The following is a 16513-nucleotide window of genomic DNA, read 5'->3' as shown; positions in this document are numbered from 1 at the left end:
CAGGCCCGACGGGCGGTTTCCGGTCGCCGCGCTGACGTCGAGGCGCTCGAAGTCCTTGACCCAGCGATGCGGCCCGCGCCACGCCACGACCGCCTCGTCCGGCGAGCCGAAGCCCGCGATCGATTCATCGCGCAGGCGCTCGGCCAAGTGCCGCTCGGACTCGCCGCCCGCGGACGGCATCACGATGTCCACGAGTCGGCAGGACAGGCCGCGCAGCTCCTGCGGCATCACCCGGCAGGGACCATGCAGCGTCGCCTTCTCGGCGTTGAGCGGCTCCGCGCCGGTGACGTCCTCGACGCGGTCCGTCACCACGGTCAGCCGCAGCGGTCGGTGGCCGCGCTCCGTGGCGGTCGCCTCCAGCGCCTGCGACAGGGCCAGCAGGCCGTGGAAACCGCGACGCTGTGCCGCGTCCTCGCGACCGAGGCCGCCATGGTCGCCCAGGCTGTCGAGGTGCAGGATGCGGGCGATCGGGCCGGCCTTCGCGCTCACGCGGCGCAGCAAGGCGGCGAGGCTGTCGGTGTCGGAGAGCTCGGCGTGCTCGGCGTGCTCGGCGACGGAGCCTGTGTCATCACCGTCCCGCGCGGACGAGGCTCGCCGTTCGGCCGAGTTCCTCGCGCGGATCGGCCGGTCGCCGTGTCGCTTCAGCACGGCGACGAGCGCCGTCGCCAAACTGTCGGGACCGCCCAGCAGCAGAGTCGATCCCGTGGTCGAGTCCTTGTCCACGCCCATGCCCGCGCCCACAGCCGAACCCGCGGGCACAGCCTCACCGGCCGGCTGGACCGGGGTCGCCAAGGCGGTGCGCCTCCAGGTCGGCACCAGGAACCAGTCATCCATACCGAGCGGACCGGCCCGGCCCGGTGCATCGGCGGTGGCCGCGGCGGCCCCGGCCGCGAGCGGGCGCTCATCGGCACGCGCCGCCGGTACCCAGAAGGTCGCGCGCTCGAACGGATAGGTCGGGAGCGGCACGCGGCGAAGTCGCGGGCCGGACTCGCCGACGCGCGCGCCGGCGGTGCGCACCGGACGACCCTGCGTCGCCCGCGTCTCGACGCCCGCGATCCACAGCCGCGCACGCGCGCGCGCCGGCTGGTCGCGGCTGTCGTCGGGCCGGTTCGGATGCGCCAGCGTGGACAGCGCCGGCCGCAGCGCCGTGATGCCGGGATGCAGCCGCGCGAGCGAACTCAGCGTCTCGCCGGGACCGACCTCCAGCGGCAGGCGATCGGCCTTGCCCAGCAGCAGGTCCAGCCCCTCTGCGAATCGCACGGTCGAGCGCAGATGACGGGTCCAGTAGTTCGGGCTCGTCGCCTCCTCCGGCGTGATCCAGTGGCCGGTCAGGTTGGAGATGAACGGGATCTTGGGCGCGTGCATCGGGATGCGGCGCAACTGCGCCTCGAAGTCCGCCAGCACCGGGTCGAGCAAGGCCGAGTGGAAGCCGTGCGAGACCTGCAGCCGGCGCGCGGCGACGCCCTCGGCGAGCAGCGCGCGCTCGGCGGCCGCGATCGCCTCCGGGGCGCCCGAGAGCACGCAGCGATCCGCGGCGTTGATCGCCGCCAGGTCGCAGCCGGCCGACAGCCAGCGCGCCAGCTCCTCGGGCGTGGCCTGCACCGCCAGCATGGCGCCTGGCGCCGACGCCTGCATCAGCTGCCCGCGCAGCGTGACCAGCGCCAGCGCGTCCTCCAGCGTGAAAACGCCGGCCAGGCACGCGGCGACGTACTCGCCCACGCTGTGACCGAGCAGGGCATCGGGCCGCAGGCCCCAGGACATCCAGAGCCGCGCCATCGCGTACTCCACGACGAACAGCGCGGGTTGCGTGACGGCGGTGCGCGTCAGCCGCGCGGTGGCCGCGTCGGCGTCGACCCCGGCCTCCGGATAGATCAGCGACCGCAGGTCCTCGCCCTCGAGCCGGACCTGCGCGCAGCAGTGGTCAACGAGCTCGCGCAGCAGCGGCTCGCGTTCATACAGTCCGCGCGCCATGCCCACGTGCTGGGAGCCCTGGCCGGGGAACAGAAAGGCCACGCTCGGCGCTTCGGAGAGGCGCTCGCCACGCAGCAGCCCGTTGGCGCCGGGATCACGCAGGACCCGCGCCGCCTCCGAGGTGGAACGCGCCAGTACCACGGCGCGCTGAGCGAAGCGTTTGCGGCCGACGTCGAGCGTATGGGCCGTGTCGGCCAGCGACGGCGCATGGTCGGAGGCCAGATGCTCGCCCAGGCGAACGGCCATCGCGGAAAGAGCCTCCGCGCTGCGGGCGGACAGCTTCAGGGCCAGCGGATCGGACGAAGGCTCGGGCGCTCCATCTGCCGTTCCACTGGTCAAACCCTCCGTCGGACCAGTGGTCGGACCAATCGACGAGCCGTCGGCCGAGCCGTTGACCAGGCGATCGGCCGTCGACGTCGAGACGCCGGTCCGCGGCGACTCCTCCAGCACGACGTGGACGTTGGTGCCGCCCATGCCGAAGGAGCTCACGCCCGCGCGACGCGGCGTCGCACCCGCGGGCCACGCCCGGGCCTGGGCATGCACGCGGAACGGACTCGCCTCGAAGTCGATGCGCGGATTCGGCCGCTCGAAGTTGGGACTGGGAGGCAGCGTGCGGTGCTTGAGCGCCATCACGGCCTTGATCAGCCCCGCGACGCCGGCCGCCGCGTCCAGGTGGCCGATGTTGCTCTTGACCGATCCGATGGCGCAGCCCCGCCGCGCCGCCGCCAACGGACCGAAGGCCTGCGTCAGCGCGGCGATCTCGATGGGATCGCCCAGCGTCGTGCCGGTGCCGTGCGCTTCCACATAGCCGATCGTGTCCGGCGCCACGCCCGCGAGCGTCTGCGCCGCGCGGATCACCGCGGCCTGGCCGGCGACGCTGGGCGCGGTGTAGCCGACCTTGTCCGAGCCGTCGTTGTTGACCGCGCTGCCCTTGATCACGGCATGGACCGTGTCGCCGTCGCGCAGCGCCTCGTCCAGCCGCTTGAGCACCACCACGCCCGCGCCGCTGCCCAGCACCGTGCCGTCGGCCCGCGCGTCGAAGGCGCGGCAATGGCCGTCCGAGGACAGGATGGCCCCGGGCTGATGGCGATACCCTCCTTCCTGCAGCAGGTTGAGCCACACGCCGCCGGCCAGCGCCATGTCGGATTCATGGCTCAGCAGCGATTGGCAGGCGGCGTGTACCGCCATCAGCGAGGTCGAGCACGCGGTCTGCACCGTCACCGCCGGACCGCGCAGATTCAGCTTGTAGGCGACCCGCGTGCTCAGCGCGTCCGCGGCGTTGCCGTTCATCAGACCGATCAGCCCGGCGATGTCCGAGGCGCCGGCCTGACCGTGCCGCGGCAGCAGGTGACGCATCAGGTAGAGGTTGGCGCCGGTGCCCGCGTGCACGCCCACCGCGCCGTCGATGCGGTCCACGTCCTGCCCGGCATGCTCCAGCGCCTGCCAGGCGCATTCCAGGAAAAGCCGCTGCTGCGGATCGAGCTGCTCGGCGTCGCGCGGCGAGTAGCCGAAGAAGGCCGCGTCGAAATCCGCCATGCCGTCCAGCAGCACGCCGGCCTTGACGTAGGCGGGATCGGCCAGCGCCTCGGGACTGACCCCGCGCGCCAGCAGATCCTCGTCGCTGAACGCGGTGACCGCCTCGACGCCGTCGCGCACCAGGCGCCACAGCGCATCGACGTCCGGCGCGCCCGGGAAGCGGCCCGCCATGCCGATGATCGCGATCTCCAGGCCGCTGGTCTCGTCGTCCATCGCGTCGTCCATCGCGTCGCTCATCGTCCGGTCCTCCCCGCCGTCTCGGCGTCGGAAGCGGCATTGGCGCCCTCGACGGCATCCGCGGGATCGGCGGGATCGGCGCCTTGCGCCCCTGCGCGTCCCGAGCCCGCCTGACGGCGACGGCGCAAGGCCTCGCGCTGCCGGCGGCCCCGGTCGTCGTCGTCGTCGGCCGGCGGCATGGCCGCGACCCCGTCCGTCCCCGGGCCGGCCATGCGCGCGGCCAGGCTCGCGGCCAGTCCCGCCACCGTCGGATGCTTGAACAGCTCGACCACCGACACGGCGATCCGCAGGCGCTCCTCGATCAGGCGATGGGCGCGGATCAACAGCAGCGAGTGGCCGCCCAGGTCGAAGAAGTTGTCCTGCTGCCCGACGCGTTCCAGGCCCAGCAGCCCCGCCCAGATCGCGGCGATGGTCTCGGCCACGTGGCCGCGCGGCGCCTCGAACGCCCCGCCTCCCGCGCCCAGGCCGAGCTCCGGCGCGGGCAGCGCCTTGCGATCGAGCTTGCCGTTGGCGTTGAGCGGCAGCGTCTCCAGCCACACGATCAGCGACGGCACCATGTAGTCCGGCAGGACCCGTGCGAGGCTGGCCTTGAGCGCGCCGGCATCACCGCCCGCGCCGATGGCGTCGCCGGCCTGCGCGGTGACGTAGGCCACCAGCCGCAGCCCCGCGGCCGTGGGCTGGGCCATGACGACCGCCTCGCGGATGCCGGGCTGGTCACGCAGGGCGGTCTCGACCTCGCCGAGCTCGATGCGGAAGCCGCGGATCTTGACCTGATGATCGATGCGGCCGAGGTACTCGATCTGACCGTCGGCGCGCCAGCGCACCAGGTCGCCGGTGCGATAGAGCCGCTCGCCACCGCCCGCCGGGTCGGCGACGAATCGCTCCGCCGTCAGGCCGGCCCGGTGCCAGTAGCCCCGCGCCAACCCGACGCCGCCCAGATGCAGCTCGCCCGCGACGCCCTGCGGCGCCGGGTTGAGGTCGCCGTCCAGCACATGCAGGCTCAGGCCGGCGATCGGGCGCCCGATGGGGACGGCGCGTCCGCCCTCGTCGCGGCAATCCCAGTAGCTGACCTCGATCGCAGCCTCGGTGGGGCCGTACAGGTTGAGCAGCGACGTGCCCGGGAAGGCCTGCAGCACGCGCTGCTGCAGCTCCGCGGGCAGCGCCTCGCCACTGCAGACGATGCGCCGGGGCGCGGCGCAGCGGCGCGAGGCCTCGTGCGCCATGAAGGCCTCCAGCATGGAGGGCACGAAGTGGATCGTGGTGACGCGGTGCTCGTCGATCAGCGCGGCCAGGCGCGCGGGATCGCGGTGATCGCCCGGTCCGGCCATCGCCAGCTGGGCGCCCTGCGTCAGCGGCCAGAAGAACTCCCAGAACGAGATGTCGAAGCTGAACGGCGTCTTCTGCAGCACCGTGTCCGACCGGTCCAGCGGCTGATGCCGCTGCCCCCAAGCCAGCCGGTTGCACAGCGCGCGGTGACGGTTGGCCGCGCCCTTGGGCCGTCCCGTCGAGCCGGAGGTGTAGATCACGTAGACCAGCTGCTCGCCGCTCATCGGCACGGCTGGGTCCTGGTCGGGCCGCTCGGCGAGCGCCAGCGTGTCGAGCTCGACGATTCGGCAACCCTTGGCGGCGGGCAGACGCTCGCGCAGCGCGCGCTGCGTGAGCAGCAGCCCGACGCGGCTGTCCGCCAGCATGTAGGCGATGCGATCGGCCGGGTGGTCGGGGTCGATGGGCACGTAGGCGCCGCCCGCCTTGAGGATGCCCAGCAGGCCCACGACCATCTCGATCGAGCGCTCCATCGCGATGCCCACCGTGGTCTCGGGCCGCACGCCGAGCGCGATCAGGTGATGGGCCAGCCGGTTGGCGCGCGCGTTGAGGTCGGCGTAGCTCAGCACCTGCTCGCCCATGCGCAGCGCAGGTGCCGCAGGCGTGGCCGCGACCTGGCGCTCGAACCAGACGTGCACCGTGTCCTCCGGACGGTCCAGGCCGGGACCGCCGCCGGTCCAGCCGCTCACCGCGCGCTGCTCGTCCCGCTCCGGCAGCGCGACATCGCCGACCGCCGCCGCCGGCGTGGCGACGAAGGCCCGCAGCATCCGCAGGTAGTGGCCGGCGAAGCGCGCCATCGTGGCGGGCTCGAACAGCTCGGCCGCGTAAATCAGGCGCAGCTGGGCGCCCTCGCCCGCCTGCTCGCGGACCTCCACCGACAGCTCGAACTGGGCCGCCTCGGGCTGGACCGTCGCGCCGCCCGCGCGCAGACCCGTCAGACGATCGAAGCCGCGGAGGTCCTCCCGAAGATGGTTGAACAGGACCTGGAACAGCGGCGCGTGGCTCAGGCTGCGCTCGGGTTGCAGCGCCTCGACCAGTTGCTCGAACGGCAGGTCCTCGTGCTCGCGCGCCTCCAGCGCGGCCTGGCGCACCTGGGCGAGCAGCCGCTCCAGCGGCATCCGGCCGTCGATGCGCGCGCGCATCACCTGCGTGTTGACGAACAGGCCCAACGTGCGCTCCAGCTGCGGATGACGGCGGTTGGCGGTCGGAACGCCGACACGTGTGTCGCGCTGGCCGGTGTGGCGGAACAGCAAGGCCTGCAGGCCCGCCAGCAGCACCATGAAGACGGTCGAGCCGCCGCCCGCGGCCAGCGCGGACAGATCGGCCCAAAGTGCGTCGGGCAGGCGCAGGGCGTGCACCGCAGCCCGATGACGCGCCACCGCCACGCGTGGCTGGTCCGTCGGCAACGTCAGCACCGGATGCTCGTCGCCCAGCTGCGCGCGCCAGTAGGCGAGCTGACGCTCCCGCAATCCGTCGGCCAGTTGCTCGTGGTGCCAGCGGGCGTAGTCGAGGTACTGGACCGCGGACGGCGCGCTCGTGGTCGTGGTCATGGCCGAAGTCGAGGCGGAGGCTGTCGTCGAGGCCCCCGCCGCCGTCGACTGGGCGGCAGCGAGCAGCTCGCCCAGTTCCTCCACCATGATCTGCATCGACGCCGCGTCCGTGACGATGTGATGCAGCGCCAGCACCAGCCGATGCTCGCGCTCGCCCAGGCGCAGCAACGCGGCGCGCAGCAGCGGCCCCTGCGTCAGATCGAAGGGCTCGGCCACGACGCGGGCGATCTCGTCGTCGCAGCGGATCTCGCGCACCGCCTCGGGCAGATCGGACAGATCGACGATCGGCAGGTCGACCCGGGAGGCGACGTCGGCCTCGACCGTCGTCGCGGCCGGTTGCACCAGCTGCTCGCCCAGGCCGTCCGCCCCGGAACGGAAGACCGTGCGCAGGATCTCGTGGCGCGCGACGAGCGTCTCCAGCGCCTCCCGCAACGGCGCCGGCGCCAGCTCGCCGTCCAGCCGCAGGACTCCGCCCACATGGTACGCGCTGCTCGTCGGATCGAGGCGCCACAGGAACCACTGGCGCTGCTGCGCGTGGGACAGCGGCCGCGGCTGCCTCCGGGCCTGCTCGGAGAGCGCCGGGATGCGCGCGAGCTCGCCACGACGGCGCCCCGTCGCGAGGACCCGTCGCAGCGCCTCGGCGCCGTCGGCCAGGCGGGGATGCTCGAAGAGAAGGCGGGGCGCCACCTCGACGTCCCAGCGCTCCGCCAGCCGCGCCGCGGCCTGCGTGGCCGAGATCGAATCACCGCCCGCGGTAAAGAAGTGGCTGCCCCGACCGAGGATCGCCGTCGGCTCCAATCGCAGCACCTCACGCCAGACATCGACCAGCGACTGCTCCTGCTCGTCCAGCGGCGTCACATCCGCCGTCGCGGAAGATGCCGCAGGCACCCACTCGCCGCCGCGGACGAACACGCCGTGCTGGTGGATCGCATATGCATCGATGCTGCCGTCCAGCCAGCCCCGGCGGCAGGCGTTGCGCTGCAGCTTGCCGCTGGTGGTGCGCGGCATGCCGCCCGCGTTGAGCAGCACCACGACCGACAGCGGCTCGCCGCATTGCGCGCTCACCGCGGCGCTCAGCGCCTCGACCAGCGCCGCCGGCGACACGCGGCGGCTCGCGCTGCGCGCGACCTCGACTGCCAGGCCGATGCCCTCGCCGCGCGGGCCCTCGACCGCGAAGGCCGCGCTGCGGCCCTGGCGGATCGCGTCCACCTCGGCCTCCACCGCGCGCTCCAGGTCCTGCGGATAGAGGTTGTGGCCGCGGACGATGATCAGATCCTTCAAGCGCCCCGCGACATACAGCTGACCGTCGACCTGCAAGCCGAGGTCGCCCGTGCGCAGCCAGCGCCGGCCGTCGCGTTCGACGAAGGCCGCGGCGGTCTCGCGCGGCTTGTCCCAATAGCCGCCGGCCACGCTGGGACCGCTGACCCAGATCTCGCCCACCTCGCCGTCGGCCAGCACGCGGGCGCTCTCGGGCGCCACGATCCTTAGCGCGTGTCCGCTCACCGGGAAGCCGCAGCCCACCAGCGTGCGGTCGCCGCCGTCATGGGCGCGGCTCGCGAGCCCGCCGCCGCGATGGCCGCCGGTCACGAACAGCGTCGACTCGGCCAGCCCGTAGCAGGGATAGAGCGCGTGCGCGTTGAAGCCCGCCGGCGCGCAGTGCCGCGCGAAGGCCGCCATCGTGTCCGCCCGCACCGGCTCCGCGCCGGAGAAGGCCACGGTCCAGCAGGACAGGTCCAGGCGCTCGATCTGAGCCGGCTTGACGCGCTCGACGCAGAGCCGGTAGGCGAAGTCCGGACCGCCGCTGATGGTGGCGCGATGGCGCGCGATCGCCTCCAGCCAGCGCGAGGGGCGCTCCAGGAAGTACAGCGGCGACATCAGCGCAACCGGCACGCCGCGATGCAGCGGCTGCAGCAGCCCGCCGATCAGCCCCATGTCGTGGTTCAGCGGCAGCCAGGACACGAAGCGGTCCCGCGCATCGACCGACACGCCCTCCTCCAGCGCCCGCATGTTGGCCATCAGGTTGCCGTGCGACACCATGACGCCCTTGGGCGCCGAGGTCGATCCCGAGGTGTACTGCAGGAAGGCCAGGTCGTCCGGCGCCGGTCGTCGGGGCGCCCAGTCGGCGGTCGGCGAGGACGCGGACTCGAGCGCGTCCACCGTGACCATCGGCGTCGCGCCGAAGGCGTCCGCCGCACGCGGGTCCTCGGCCAGCAGCGCGCGGACCGCGGTGCTCGTCAGGATGCAGCAGGCGCGCGCGTCCTGGGCGATGCCGACCAGGCGTCCCAGATGCTGCCGACGCGTCGATTCGGGCGGGAACACCGGCACCGCGACCAGACCGGCGTACAGGCAGGCGAAGAAGCTCGCGACGTAGTCCTCGCCGTTGTCCAGCATGATCAGCGCTCGCTCGCCCACCGCATGCCGCCGGCTCAGCAACGCGCCCAGTTCACGCGCGCGACGGTCGAGCCCCGCGTAGCTGATGGGCTGGTCCTGCGTGCGGCCGTCGCGGTCTTGCACGACGATGACCGCGGGATCGTCCGGCCGCGTGGCGGCCAGCGCCATCAGGTGGCTGACGAAGTCCGCCGGGAACGCGCGCTCCGCCGGTCGCCTTGGCACGAGGACCGCGGGGGCCCCGGAAGCCGAGGTCGGGCGATCGCCCGGTGCTGCAGTCGAGCTTGTCATGAACCGCCCTCGTGAATCTCAGAAGCGACCCAGGTTCCCGTGGCCCTGCGCCATCGCGACGACCACCTTGCGCGGGCCCTTGAACGGCGCCCGGGCATGGGCCACCAGCATGTTGTCGAGCATCAGCACGTCGCCGGCCTCCCAGCGGAAGGACACGGTCTCTGCGTCGAGCACGGCGCGCACCTCGTCCAGCAGCGCGTCCTCCAGCGGCCGACCCTCGGCGTCGTAGACGTTGCGCGGCAGGTTCTCCACGCCGAGCAAGTCCTCCAGCGACTCGCGCACCTCGGGCTGCAGGTTGGAGATGTGGAACAGGTGGGCCTGGTTGAACCAGACCTTCTCCCCGGTCACCGGATGCGTCTCCACCGCCTGGCAGCGCTGCACGGTGCGCAGCTCGTCGTCGGGCTTCCATTCCCAGCGGATGTCGTTACGCCGGCAGAAGGCCTCGACCTCGTCGCGCCGGTCCGTGTTGAACACCTGCTGCCAGGGCACGTCGAACTCGCCGTAGTTGCGCACGTACTGCAGACCGGGCTCCAGGCGCGCGCGGACCGACTCGGGCATGCGCCGGTAGACCGCGCGGCTGTCGGCGATCGGCGTCTCGCCGCCCTCCGGCGACGCCGTCACGCAGTGGAACCAGATCCGCATCGGCCACTCGCGCGTGTAGGCCTGCTCGTTGTGCAGCGGGATGTGCTGATGGGCGGGGTACTCGGTGGACGTGTAGACGCCCTGCGACGAGACGGCGCTGCGCGGCGTGGACGCGAACTCGTACTTGAGCAGCGGATGGCCGAAAGCGCTCGCGAAGCCCTGGAAGGCCGCGACGTCCGGCACCGCGAAGCCGCGCAGCAGCACGCCTCCGACGGTGAGCAGCGCGTCGTCGATGCGGCCGCGCAGCCGGTCCACCGCGTCCAGCAGCGTCTGGCCGGGCTGATCCGGCGTCATCAGCAGCGGCAGCGTGGACCCGGCGGGCGCCAGGCGGTCGAATCGGACGAGACGGTCGTTCATGGCTATTCCCTCCACTGCCACGCGAGCGCGGCCTGATATCCGGTCGGCGCGGCGATGGCCACCGCCCCGACCTCCCCCCATGCGGCGGGCTGACCGCGCACGGCCAGCGCCGCGCCGGGCCCCGGCCGCACGGCGATCGCCCGCAGGTGATCGGCGATGCCCACGCCCACGGCCTTGAGCACCGCCTCCTTGGCGACCCAGCGCCGCAAGGCGGCCGCGCCCGGATCCGGCGCCGCGACAAGCTCCTCGCATTCCCGCGCGCTGAAGGCGTGCGGCAGCAAGGCCGGCATGTCCAGGGCGCGGTCCTCCGACTCGATGTCGATTCCGACCTCGCCGATGCGCGCGCCGACCCCGATCGCGATCAGCGCATAGGCGCCGGCGTGGCTGGCGTTGAAGCGGGGCCCGTTCACCGCGAAGGGCTTGCCCTGCGGTGCGCGGTCGATGCGCACCTGTGCGGGCGCACAGTCCAGACGCCGCGCCAGCAGCTGACGCAGCGCGGCGCGCGTGCGCGCGAAGCGCACGCGGTCGGCGCGGCGGACGAAGCGCGCGACGCGGGCGCGTTCGTCCTCGCTCAGCAGCGCCAGTGCGTCGCGCGGCTCGATCAGCAGGTCGAGGTCGAGGCGATGGACCTCGATCTCGCCTGCCACGGGGTCAGGCAATGGCATGAGTCTCATGGGTTCCTCCAGGCACGGCGCCTTGCAGCCGCCGCGTCAGCGTGCGCAGCACCTCCTGCTCGCTGTGACGGATGAAGAAATGGCCGCCGTCGAACCAGTCCTCGCCGTAGGGCCCGGCGATCTCCTCGGACCAGGCGCGGATGCGCGCTGGCGCGATGTCGTCCTCTCGCCCCGCCAGGACCTGCAGCGGCACGGGCAGGCGCGGGAGCGACGGATCGGACGCCTGGCGGAAGCTGTCGCAGATGCGGTAATCGGCGCCGAGCGTGTCCAGCGTCATGCGCAGCAGCTCCGGGTGGGCGAAGACGTCGGGCGGCGTGCCGCCCTGGCGCCGCAGGTCGTCGAGCAGTCGCTCGTCGTCATGACGGCCGGCGTAGCGCTCCTGGTCGCGGCGCGAGGGCGCGGGACTGCCGGACACGATCAGCAGCCGCGGCAGGGTCATGCCTTGCGCCTGCAGGCGCCGCGTCATGCCGTAGGCGAGCAGTGCGCCCATGCTGTGCCCTAGCAGCGCGCAAGGGCCGGCGAGCGCGCCGCGATGCTCGTCGCAGAGCTGCTCGACCAGCGCGTCGAAGCGCTCGGCGAAGGGCTCGCCCAACCGGCTGCCGCGGCCGGGCAGCTCGATCGGCTGGACGGCGACCCAGGTCGGTAGCAGGCGCCGCCAGCGCAGGTACATGGTGGCGCTGGCGCCGGCACAGGGCAGGCACAGCAGCGCCAGGCGCGCCGGCACGGCGCTCACTCCGCGGCCCGGGTCCCGTCCTGCTCGGGTGCGGTGTCGGGTTGCCGCGCCATCCATTCGCGCAGGGAGCGCGGGCGCATGTCGGTCCAGGTCTTCTCGATGTGCTCGAGCACCTGCTGCTTGGGGCCCTTCACGCCGGCCACGGGGGTCCAGCCGGCCGGCACGGCCTTCCAGTGAGGCCAGAGGGAATACTGTTCTTCCTGGTTGACGAGGGCGATGAAAGTCTCGTCCTCGCGATCGAAGCAACTCGTCGACATGCGCGGTCCTCTTGCAGTTGGGTCGGATCGGAGGACGCCGCGGTGATGCCGAGGCGCCGTCCGTCCCTACAAGACGAAGCAGCCGTCGATTTGTTCAGCGCTCAGTCGAGCGGGCCGTCTCCCGACGGCGGCACCAGGCCGGTCAGCAGCCAGAGGCGGCGGGCCTTGTCGTAGGCCTGGCGATGACCGGGATCCTCGGCCAGCCAGCGCGCGAGCGCGGTCAGGGCCTCGTCGTCCCAGGTCGCGGCGTCGTGTTGACGCTGGACCCATGCCCAGGCGTCCGCCCAGACAGGATCGTCCGGGACACTTGCTTGTGTGGCGCTCATTGGCTGCGCCCGCTGCGATGGCGGGCCCCGATGCGTCGGTTCTTGATGACCGGTGATGTACCCCTGCGGGCCGCCCCACTGGGGCGGAGTGCCGGCGGATGCTAGCGACTCGCCCGGGCCGTGTCAGTCGGTGCCATCCACGAGGTGGGCGCAGGACGACAGCGCGGTCGTCACTTCCTTGATCATGGCGTTGACCGTGGCGGCGGAGCAGTCCAGCTCGGCGGCGATGTCGCGCTGGGTGGCGCCGCCCAGGCGGTACAACTCGAAAGCCCGGCGCGTACGAGCTGGGAAGCACTGCAGCAGCCGCTCGATCGCCTTGATGGCGCGCCTCTCCACAAGCGCGCGATCTGGTCGATAGCCGCCGGGACGGTCGAGCAGCTCTTCGCCGTCGGTGAAGACGCGATAGCGCTCCTCGACCATCTTCTGGCGGCAATGGTCGTAGGCCAAGTTGCGCACGACCTGACAGCAATACGCGTAGGGGCGTCGCACTTCCGGGGGACAGGAGCCATCCATCAGACGCACATAAGCGTCCTGAAGGATGTCCTCCGCAGTCTCGGGCGAATGGACGATCGACCGCGCCAGCCACAGCAACTGCCGGCGCCCGTCAATGAAGGTGCGTTGCAGACTGGGCTGTGGCCCGGACAGGCGGGTGGTGGCCTCGACAGGCAACAGGGTGGGAACGGCGAGCGGCGCCGCGCGGTGATCCGGGAACTCCATCGCGTCTCCTAGGCAACGATTCGGGACCACTAGGCGATGCGGAGGGGGGACCTGCGGCTCAGCGGCTCTGCCTCCCAAGACGTTTGACGCGGATCAAGTAGGACAGCCATAGGCTTCTGTTCGATATCGAACAAGGCCCTCCAAGTCTTAGCTGTGGCTACTGCGTGATGTTGAACGAAGCAGTATTCGCACGACACACGCAGCACGGCGAAGGGACACATGCGCAACATGGGCATCTCGAACGAGATCTCCGAGATCGCCTTGAATCACGTCCTGCAAGGCATGAAAGCCATCTACGACGTGCGGGAGGAAGTCCCCGAGCGCCGAGCCGCCCTAGAACAATGGGCGAACTTCATTGCCGAATGCGAAATGACGGCACTGCAGACCGAAAGTTCGCCGCAGACGTGCTGCGCCGGCAAGGTTGCGATAGCGTCAGACCGCCGCCTGGCACCATGAAGGCGCCTTCCCTGCGGCATTGCCCGGCCTCGCGCCGGGCATGTTTCATGAGGTCAGCATGACGTCGCTTGCTGTCTAAGTCGAAGCACTTGCGCTGCTCTGCTGGCCGAGCCAACGGAGGAGGAGTTCATGGAAGACTCGCGCACCGTGGATCTTGAGGCGACCAATTGGCTACACACGGCGATCCTGAGCGCCATCTGCAATCACCTCGGTCGCGACCCCTCGTTCTCGCTGGAGCTGTCTGAGCAGCTTGCCGTGGTCCAGGGGCGCCTTGAGGCCATGAAGGGCGGCGACGCAGTGCTCTAGATGTGAAGCGTCAAGACGTTATGTCCTGAAGCATTGAGCCTGGTCATTGGTGGGACATCGCCGATGCCGCTATGCGGGCGATGCCAGTTGTAGTGATGCATCCAGCTGGCCAGGGCGGCGGTGCGATGCCGGGAGTTCTGGTAAGTCCAGCCGTAGGCCCACTCCCGTAGCGCTGACTGGATGAAGCGCTCGGCCTTGCCGTTGGTCTGTGGTCGATAGGCCCGCGTGAAGCGATGCTGGATGCCCAACTCCTTGCAAGCCGCAGCGAAGTCGCGCGACCGGAAGGCCGCTCCGTTGTCGGTCAGAAGCCGCTTGAGCCGCACGCCCAACGACGCGTAGTACGCCGCGGCATCGCGCAGGAACTGCACGGCCTGCGGAGTCTTCTCATCGGGCTGCATCTGCGTGAAGGCGATGCGCGCGTGGTCGTCGACCGCCACGAACAAGGTTTCCCATCCAGCACCAACCACGCTGTCACGGCGGTCGCCGGTGACGCGATGGCTGGGCCGCACGATACGCCCGAGCTTCTTGGTGTCGATGTGCAGCAGATCCCCCGGCGCTTCGTGCTCGTAGCGCTGCACGGGCTCGACCGGCTTGAGGTCGCTGAGTTTGGAGAGCCCGGCGCGCGCCAGCACGCGACTGACGGTCGACTCGGAAACGCCCACCGAGCGTGCGATGCGCGCTTGCAGCAGGTGTCGGCGCCTGAGCTCCACGATCAACAGCGCCTTGGCCGCAGAGATCGAACGCGGGGATCTGGCGGGCCGTGAAGACGCGTCTTCCAGAGCAGATTCACCGCCCGCGAGATAGCGGGCCAGCCACTTGCGGGCCGTCGCCGGTGTCACGCCGTGCTCGGCTGCGGCCTGGGCGAAAGAGAACCCTTCGAAGGTGAGCTGCTGGACCATCTGGAGTCGACGCGCGAAGGTGAGTCGGGCATGCTTGTGGGTGTTCATCCGGCTGCTCTCCTGAGTGACTGGGGGTTTGGCGATTTCCAGTCTCTCAAATTCAGCCCGGGTGAACACCCGACACAACCTGTTGAAGCTTCACAGCTAGGCGCCGTCCCGATCTCGCGCGAGCACCGCGAACTGCTTCGCCAAGGCCGGAGTCCAGCGAATGTCCTTACAGCCGCCCTCGGGTGCGGGCGCCAACGGCTCGAAGTACGCGCTGGCTGCGTGCAAAGCCCTGCACGAGAACCAACGCGAGAAGCGGCTAACGGGATGCCTCTTGGTCGGTGGCTCCAACAGCCTGCGCAGCAGTCATAGGCCGAAGCGGCCAGGCATTCCGAGTAAGCGCAGCATCGCCAGCCTCACGAAGTCCCTCAAGGTAGTCGGCCCAAAGCTGCATCATGCGACGGCGCTGCTCAAGCCAAACGGTACGGTTGTAGGCACGCCCGTTCGCATCCTTCACGGCATGAGCTAGCTGCGCGTCGATGACTGCCTCGTCGACGGACAAGCGCTCTGCCAGCATGGTCCGAGCCATTGCTCGAAAGCCGTGCCCCGACATCTCTTCCTTTGGATAGCCCATGCGCCTGAGCGCCGACAGAACGGCGTTGTCGCTCATAGGACGCTCGGTCGTTCGATGGCCTGGAAAAACATACCGCCCTGAGCCAGTCAGCAGCCGCAGGTCCTTGAGGATCTCCACCGCCTGCAGGGGCAGCGGAACGAGATGCGAGATGCCGTGCGCCTTGCCCTTCTTGTCCCGCTTCATTCGCTCGGGCGGGATCTCCCAGACCCCTTCATCGAGTTGGAACTCAGCCCACTCCGCTTTGCGAAGCTCCCCCGGGCGCTGAAAGACCAGCGGTGCCAGGCGAAGTGCTGCGCGAACGACGGGCGTGCCGCGGTAGTCCACAATCGAGCGCAGCAGAGCGCCTGTTCGCACGGGATCGGTGATCGCCGCGAGGTGCGTTGACACGACGGGCTGCAGCGCGTCCTTGAGGTCGCCGGCAGGGTTGCGAGAGCAGCGCGAGGTCGCGATCCCGAAGCGAAACACCTGGCCGCACGAATCCTTCGCTCGGTGGGCCGTTTCGATCGCCCCCCTTTCCTCGATGCGGCGCAGCAGCTTCAACAGCTCCGGCGCATCCACCTGATCCATCACCTTGCGGCCGATGTAGGGAAACACGTCGGCCTCAAACCGCCTCAGGGTCCGGTCCGCGTGGGAGGCGCTGACCTTCACCCGGTGGATCTTGTCGATCCACTCGCGAGCGACGTACTCGAACGAATCGGGCAGCGGCTTGCCTTCGGCCAAGAGCTTCTCGCGCTCGCGCGCCGCGGCCACTGCCGCCTTCTTCGCACGCTTGGCTGCCACGGGGTCAGTGCCTCCCGCCAGACCCCGGCGCGCGTCGTTTCGCTTTTGCCGCGCCATGGCCAGCGTGGTGTCTGGATACGAGCCGGCGCTCATGCGGTTGGCCCTGCCATCCACCCAATAACGGATGCGCCACCAGCCGGTGCCGGAGGGTTGCGCCTCGAGCGTCAGGCCTGCGCCGTCATTTATTGTGATGACACGCCCTTCGTCCTTGGCTCGTCGCTGCGTCGCCCTGACGGCGCTGTCGCTCAAGAGATCTGTTCCTGCCATACCGCACAACTCCTGGCCGGGATCGGCCTCAAAAGGCTGTTGTGCAAATTGTTGTGCTGCCCAGGGTGGGATGCAAAGGGCGAATATGGGATGGTCTGAAAATCGGCATAGGGGGCCTCCTTGAGGAGGCGCCCCTGCCACACCACCTGGCATGCGGGTCCGCACCCGGCGGTTCGAGAGCTTG

11 protein-coding genes and 1 pseudogene are annotated in these 16513 nt (G+C 70.8%); 2 read left to right on the top strand and 10 right to left on the bottom strand.

Features of this window, described 5'->3' with window-relative positions; genetic code table 11:
• Positions 1-738 precede the first annotated feature (738 nt).
• The 8 genes and pseudogenes from QM732_RS07440 to QM732_RS07405 all read right to left on the bottom strand — a co-directional run.
• A pseudogene (locus QM732_RS07440) lies at positions 739-3732 on the bottom strand (type I polyketide synthase); the annotation flags it as partial.
• 8 nt (positions 3733-3740) lie between these two features.
• Positions 3741-9296, bottom strand: coding sequence for an amino acid adenylation domain-containing protein (locus QM732_RS07435; protein WP_415655538.1), 5556 nt, complete (start codon positions 9294-9296; stop codon positions 3741-3743).
• An 18-nt stretch (positions 9297-9314) separates the two neighbouring features.
• Positions 9315-10295: a TauD/TfdA family dioxygenase gene (locus QM732_RS07430; RefSeq protein WP_415655537.1), complete on the bottom strand. Its 981-nt coding sequence runs from the start codon at positions 10293-10295 to the stop codon at positions 9315-9317.
• Between the two features lie 2 nt (positions 10296-10297).
• Entirely contained in the window at positions 10298-10969 is a 672-nt protein-coding gene (locus tag QM732_RS07425; RefSeq protein WP_415655536.1) for a 4'-phosphopantetheinyl transferase family protein, read from the bottom strand.
• A complete protein-coding gene (locus QM732_RS07420) occupies positions 10947-11693 on the bottom strand; it encodes a thioesterase II family protein (RefSeq protein WP_415655535.1) in 747 nt (248 codons plus the stop codon). Before QM732_RS07420 ends, QM732_RS07425 begins: the two co-directional genes overlap by 23 nt.
• 5 nt (positions 11694-11698) lie before the next feature.
• Complete coding sequence (locus QM732_RS07415; protein WP_415655534.1) at positions 11699-11959, bottom strand: MbtH family protein; 261 nt, start codon at positions 11957-11959, stop codon at positions 11699-11701.
• A 101-nt stretch (positions 11960-12060) separates the two neighbouring features.
• Positions 12061-12285, bottom strand: a complete 225-nt coding sequence (locus tag QM732_RS07410; protein ID WP_415655533.1) for a FecR/PupR family sigma factor regulator — start codon at positions 12283-12285, stop codon at positions 12061-12063.
• Between the two features lie 123 nt (positions 12286-12408).
• Positions 12409-13002, bottom strand: a complete 594-nt coding sequence (locus tag QM732_RS07405) for a sigma-70 family RNA polymerase sigma factor (RefSeq protein WP_415655532.1) — start codon at positions 13000-13002, stop codon at positions 12409-12411.
• 219 nt (positions 13003-13221) lie between these two features.
• On the opposite strand from QM732_RS07405, the gene QM732_RS07400 reads away from it, so the two are divergent.
• Together QM732_RS07400 and QM732_RS07395 are read left to right on the top strand one after the other, a co-directional pair.
• On the top strand, positions 13222-13458 hold the full coding sequence (locus QM732_RS07400; protein WP_415655531.1) for a hypothetical protein: 237 nt from the start codon (positions 13222-13224) through the stop codon (positions 13456-13458).
• Between the two features lie 129 nt (positions 13459-13587).
• Positions 13588-13764 carry a hypothetical protein gene (locus tag QM732_RS07395; RefSeq protein WP_415655530.1) on the top strand — a complete coding sequence of 59 codons (177 nt, stop codon included), beginning with the start codon at positions 13588-13590 and terminating at the stop codon, positions 13762-13764.
• Here QM732_RS07395 and QM732_RS07390 read toward each other — a convergent pair.
• Both QM732_RS07390 and QM732_RS07385 read right to left on the bottom strand, forming a co-directional pair.
• Positions 13761-14711 carry an IS481 family transposase gene (locus QM732_RS07390; RefSeq protein ID WP_415659348.1) on the bottom strand — a complete coding sequence of 317 codons (951 nt, stop codon included), beginning with the start codon at positions 14709-14711 and terminating at the stop codon, positions 13761-13763. The two genes, QM732_RS07395 and QM732_RS07390, sit on opposite strands and share 4 nt — an antisense overlap.
• Before the next feature lie 256 nt (positions 14712-14967).
• Positions 14968-16311 (bottom strand): tyrosine-type recombinase/integrase, encoded by a 1344-nt coding sequence (locus QM732_RS07385; RefSeq protein WP_415655529.1) that lies wholly within the window; start codon positions 16309-16311, stop codon positions 14968-14970.
• Between the last annotated feature and the right edge of the window lie 202 nt (positions 16312-16513).

The organism is Roseateles sp., from assembly GCF_047654805.1.
In the GTDB taxonomy this organism is placed as follows: domain Bacteria; phylum Pseudomonadota; class Gammaproteobacteria; order Burkholderiales; family Burkholderiaceae_C; genus Pelomonas.
This window is presented reverse-complemented; position numbering and strand designations above follow the sequence as displayed.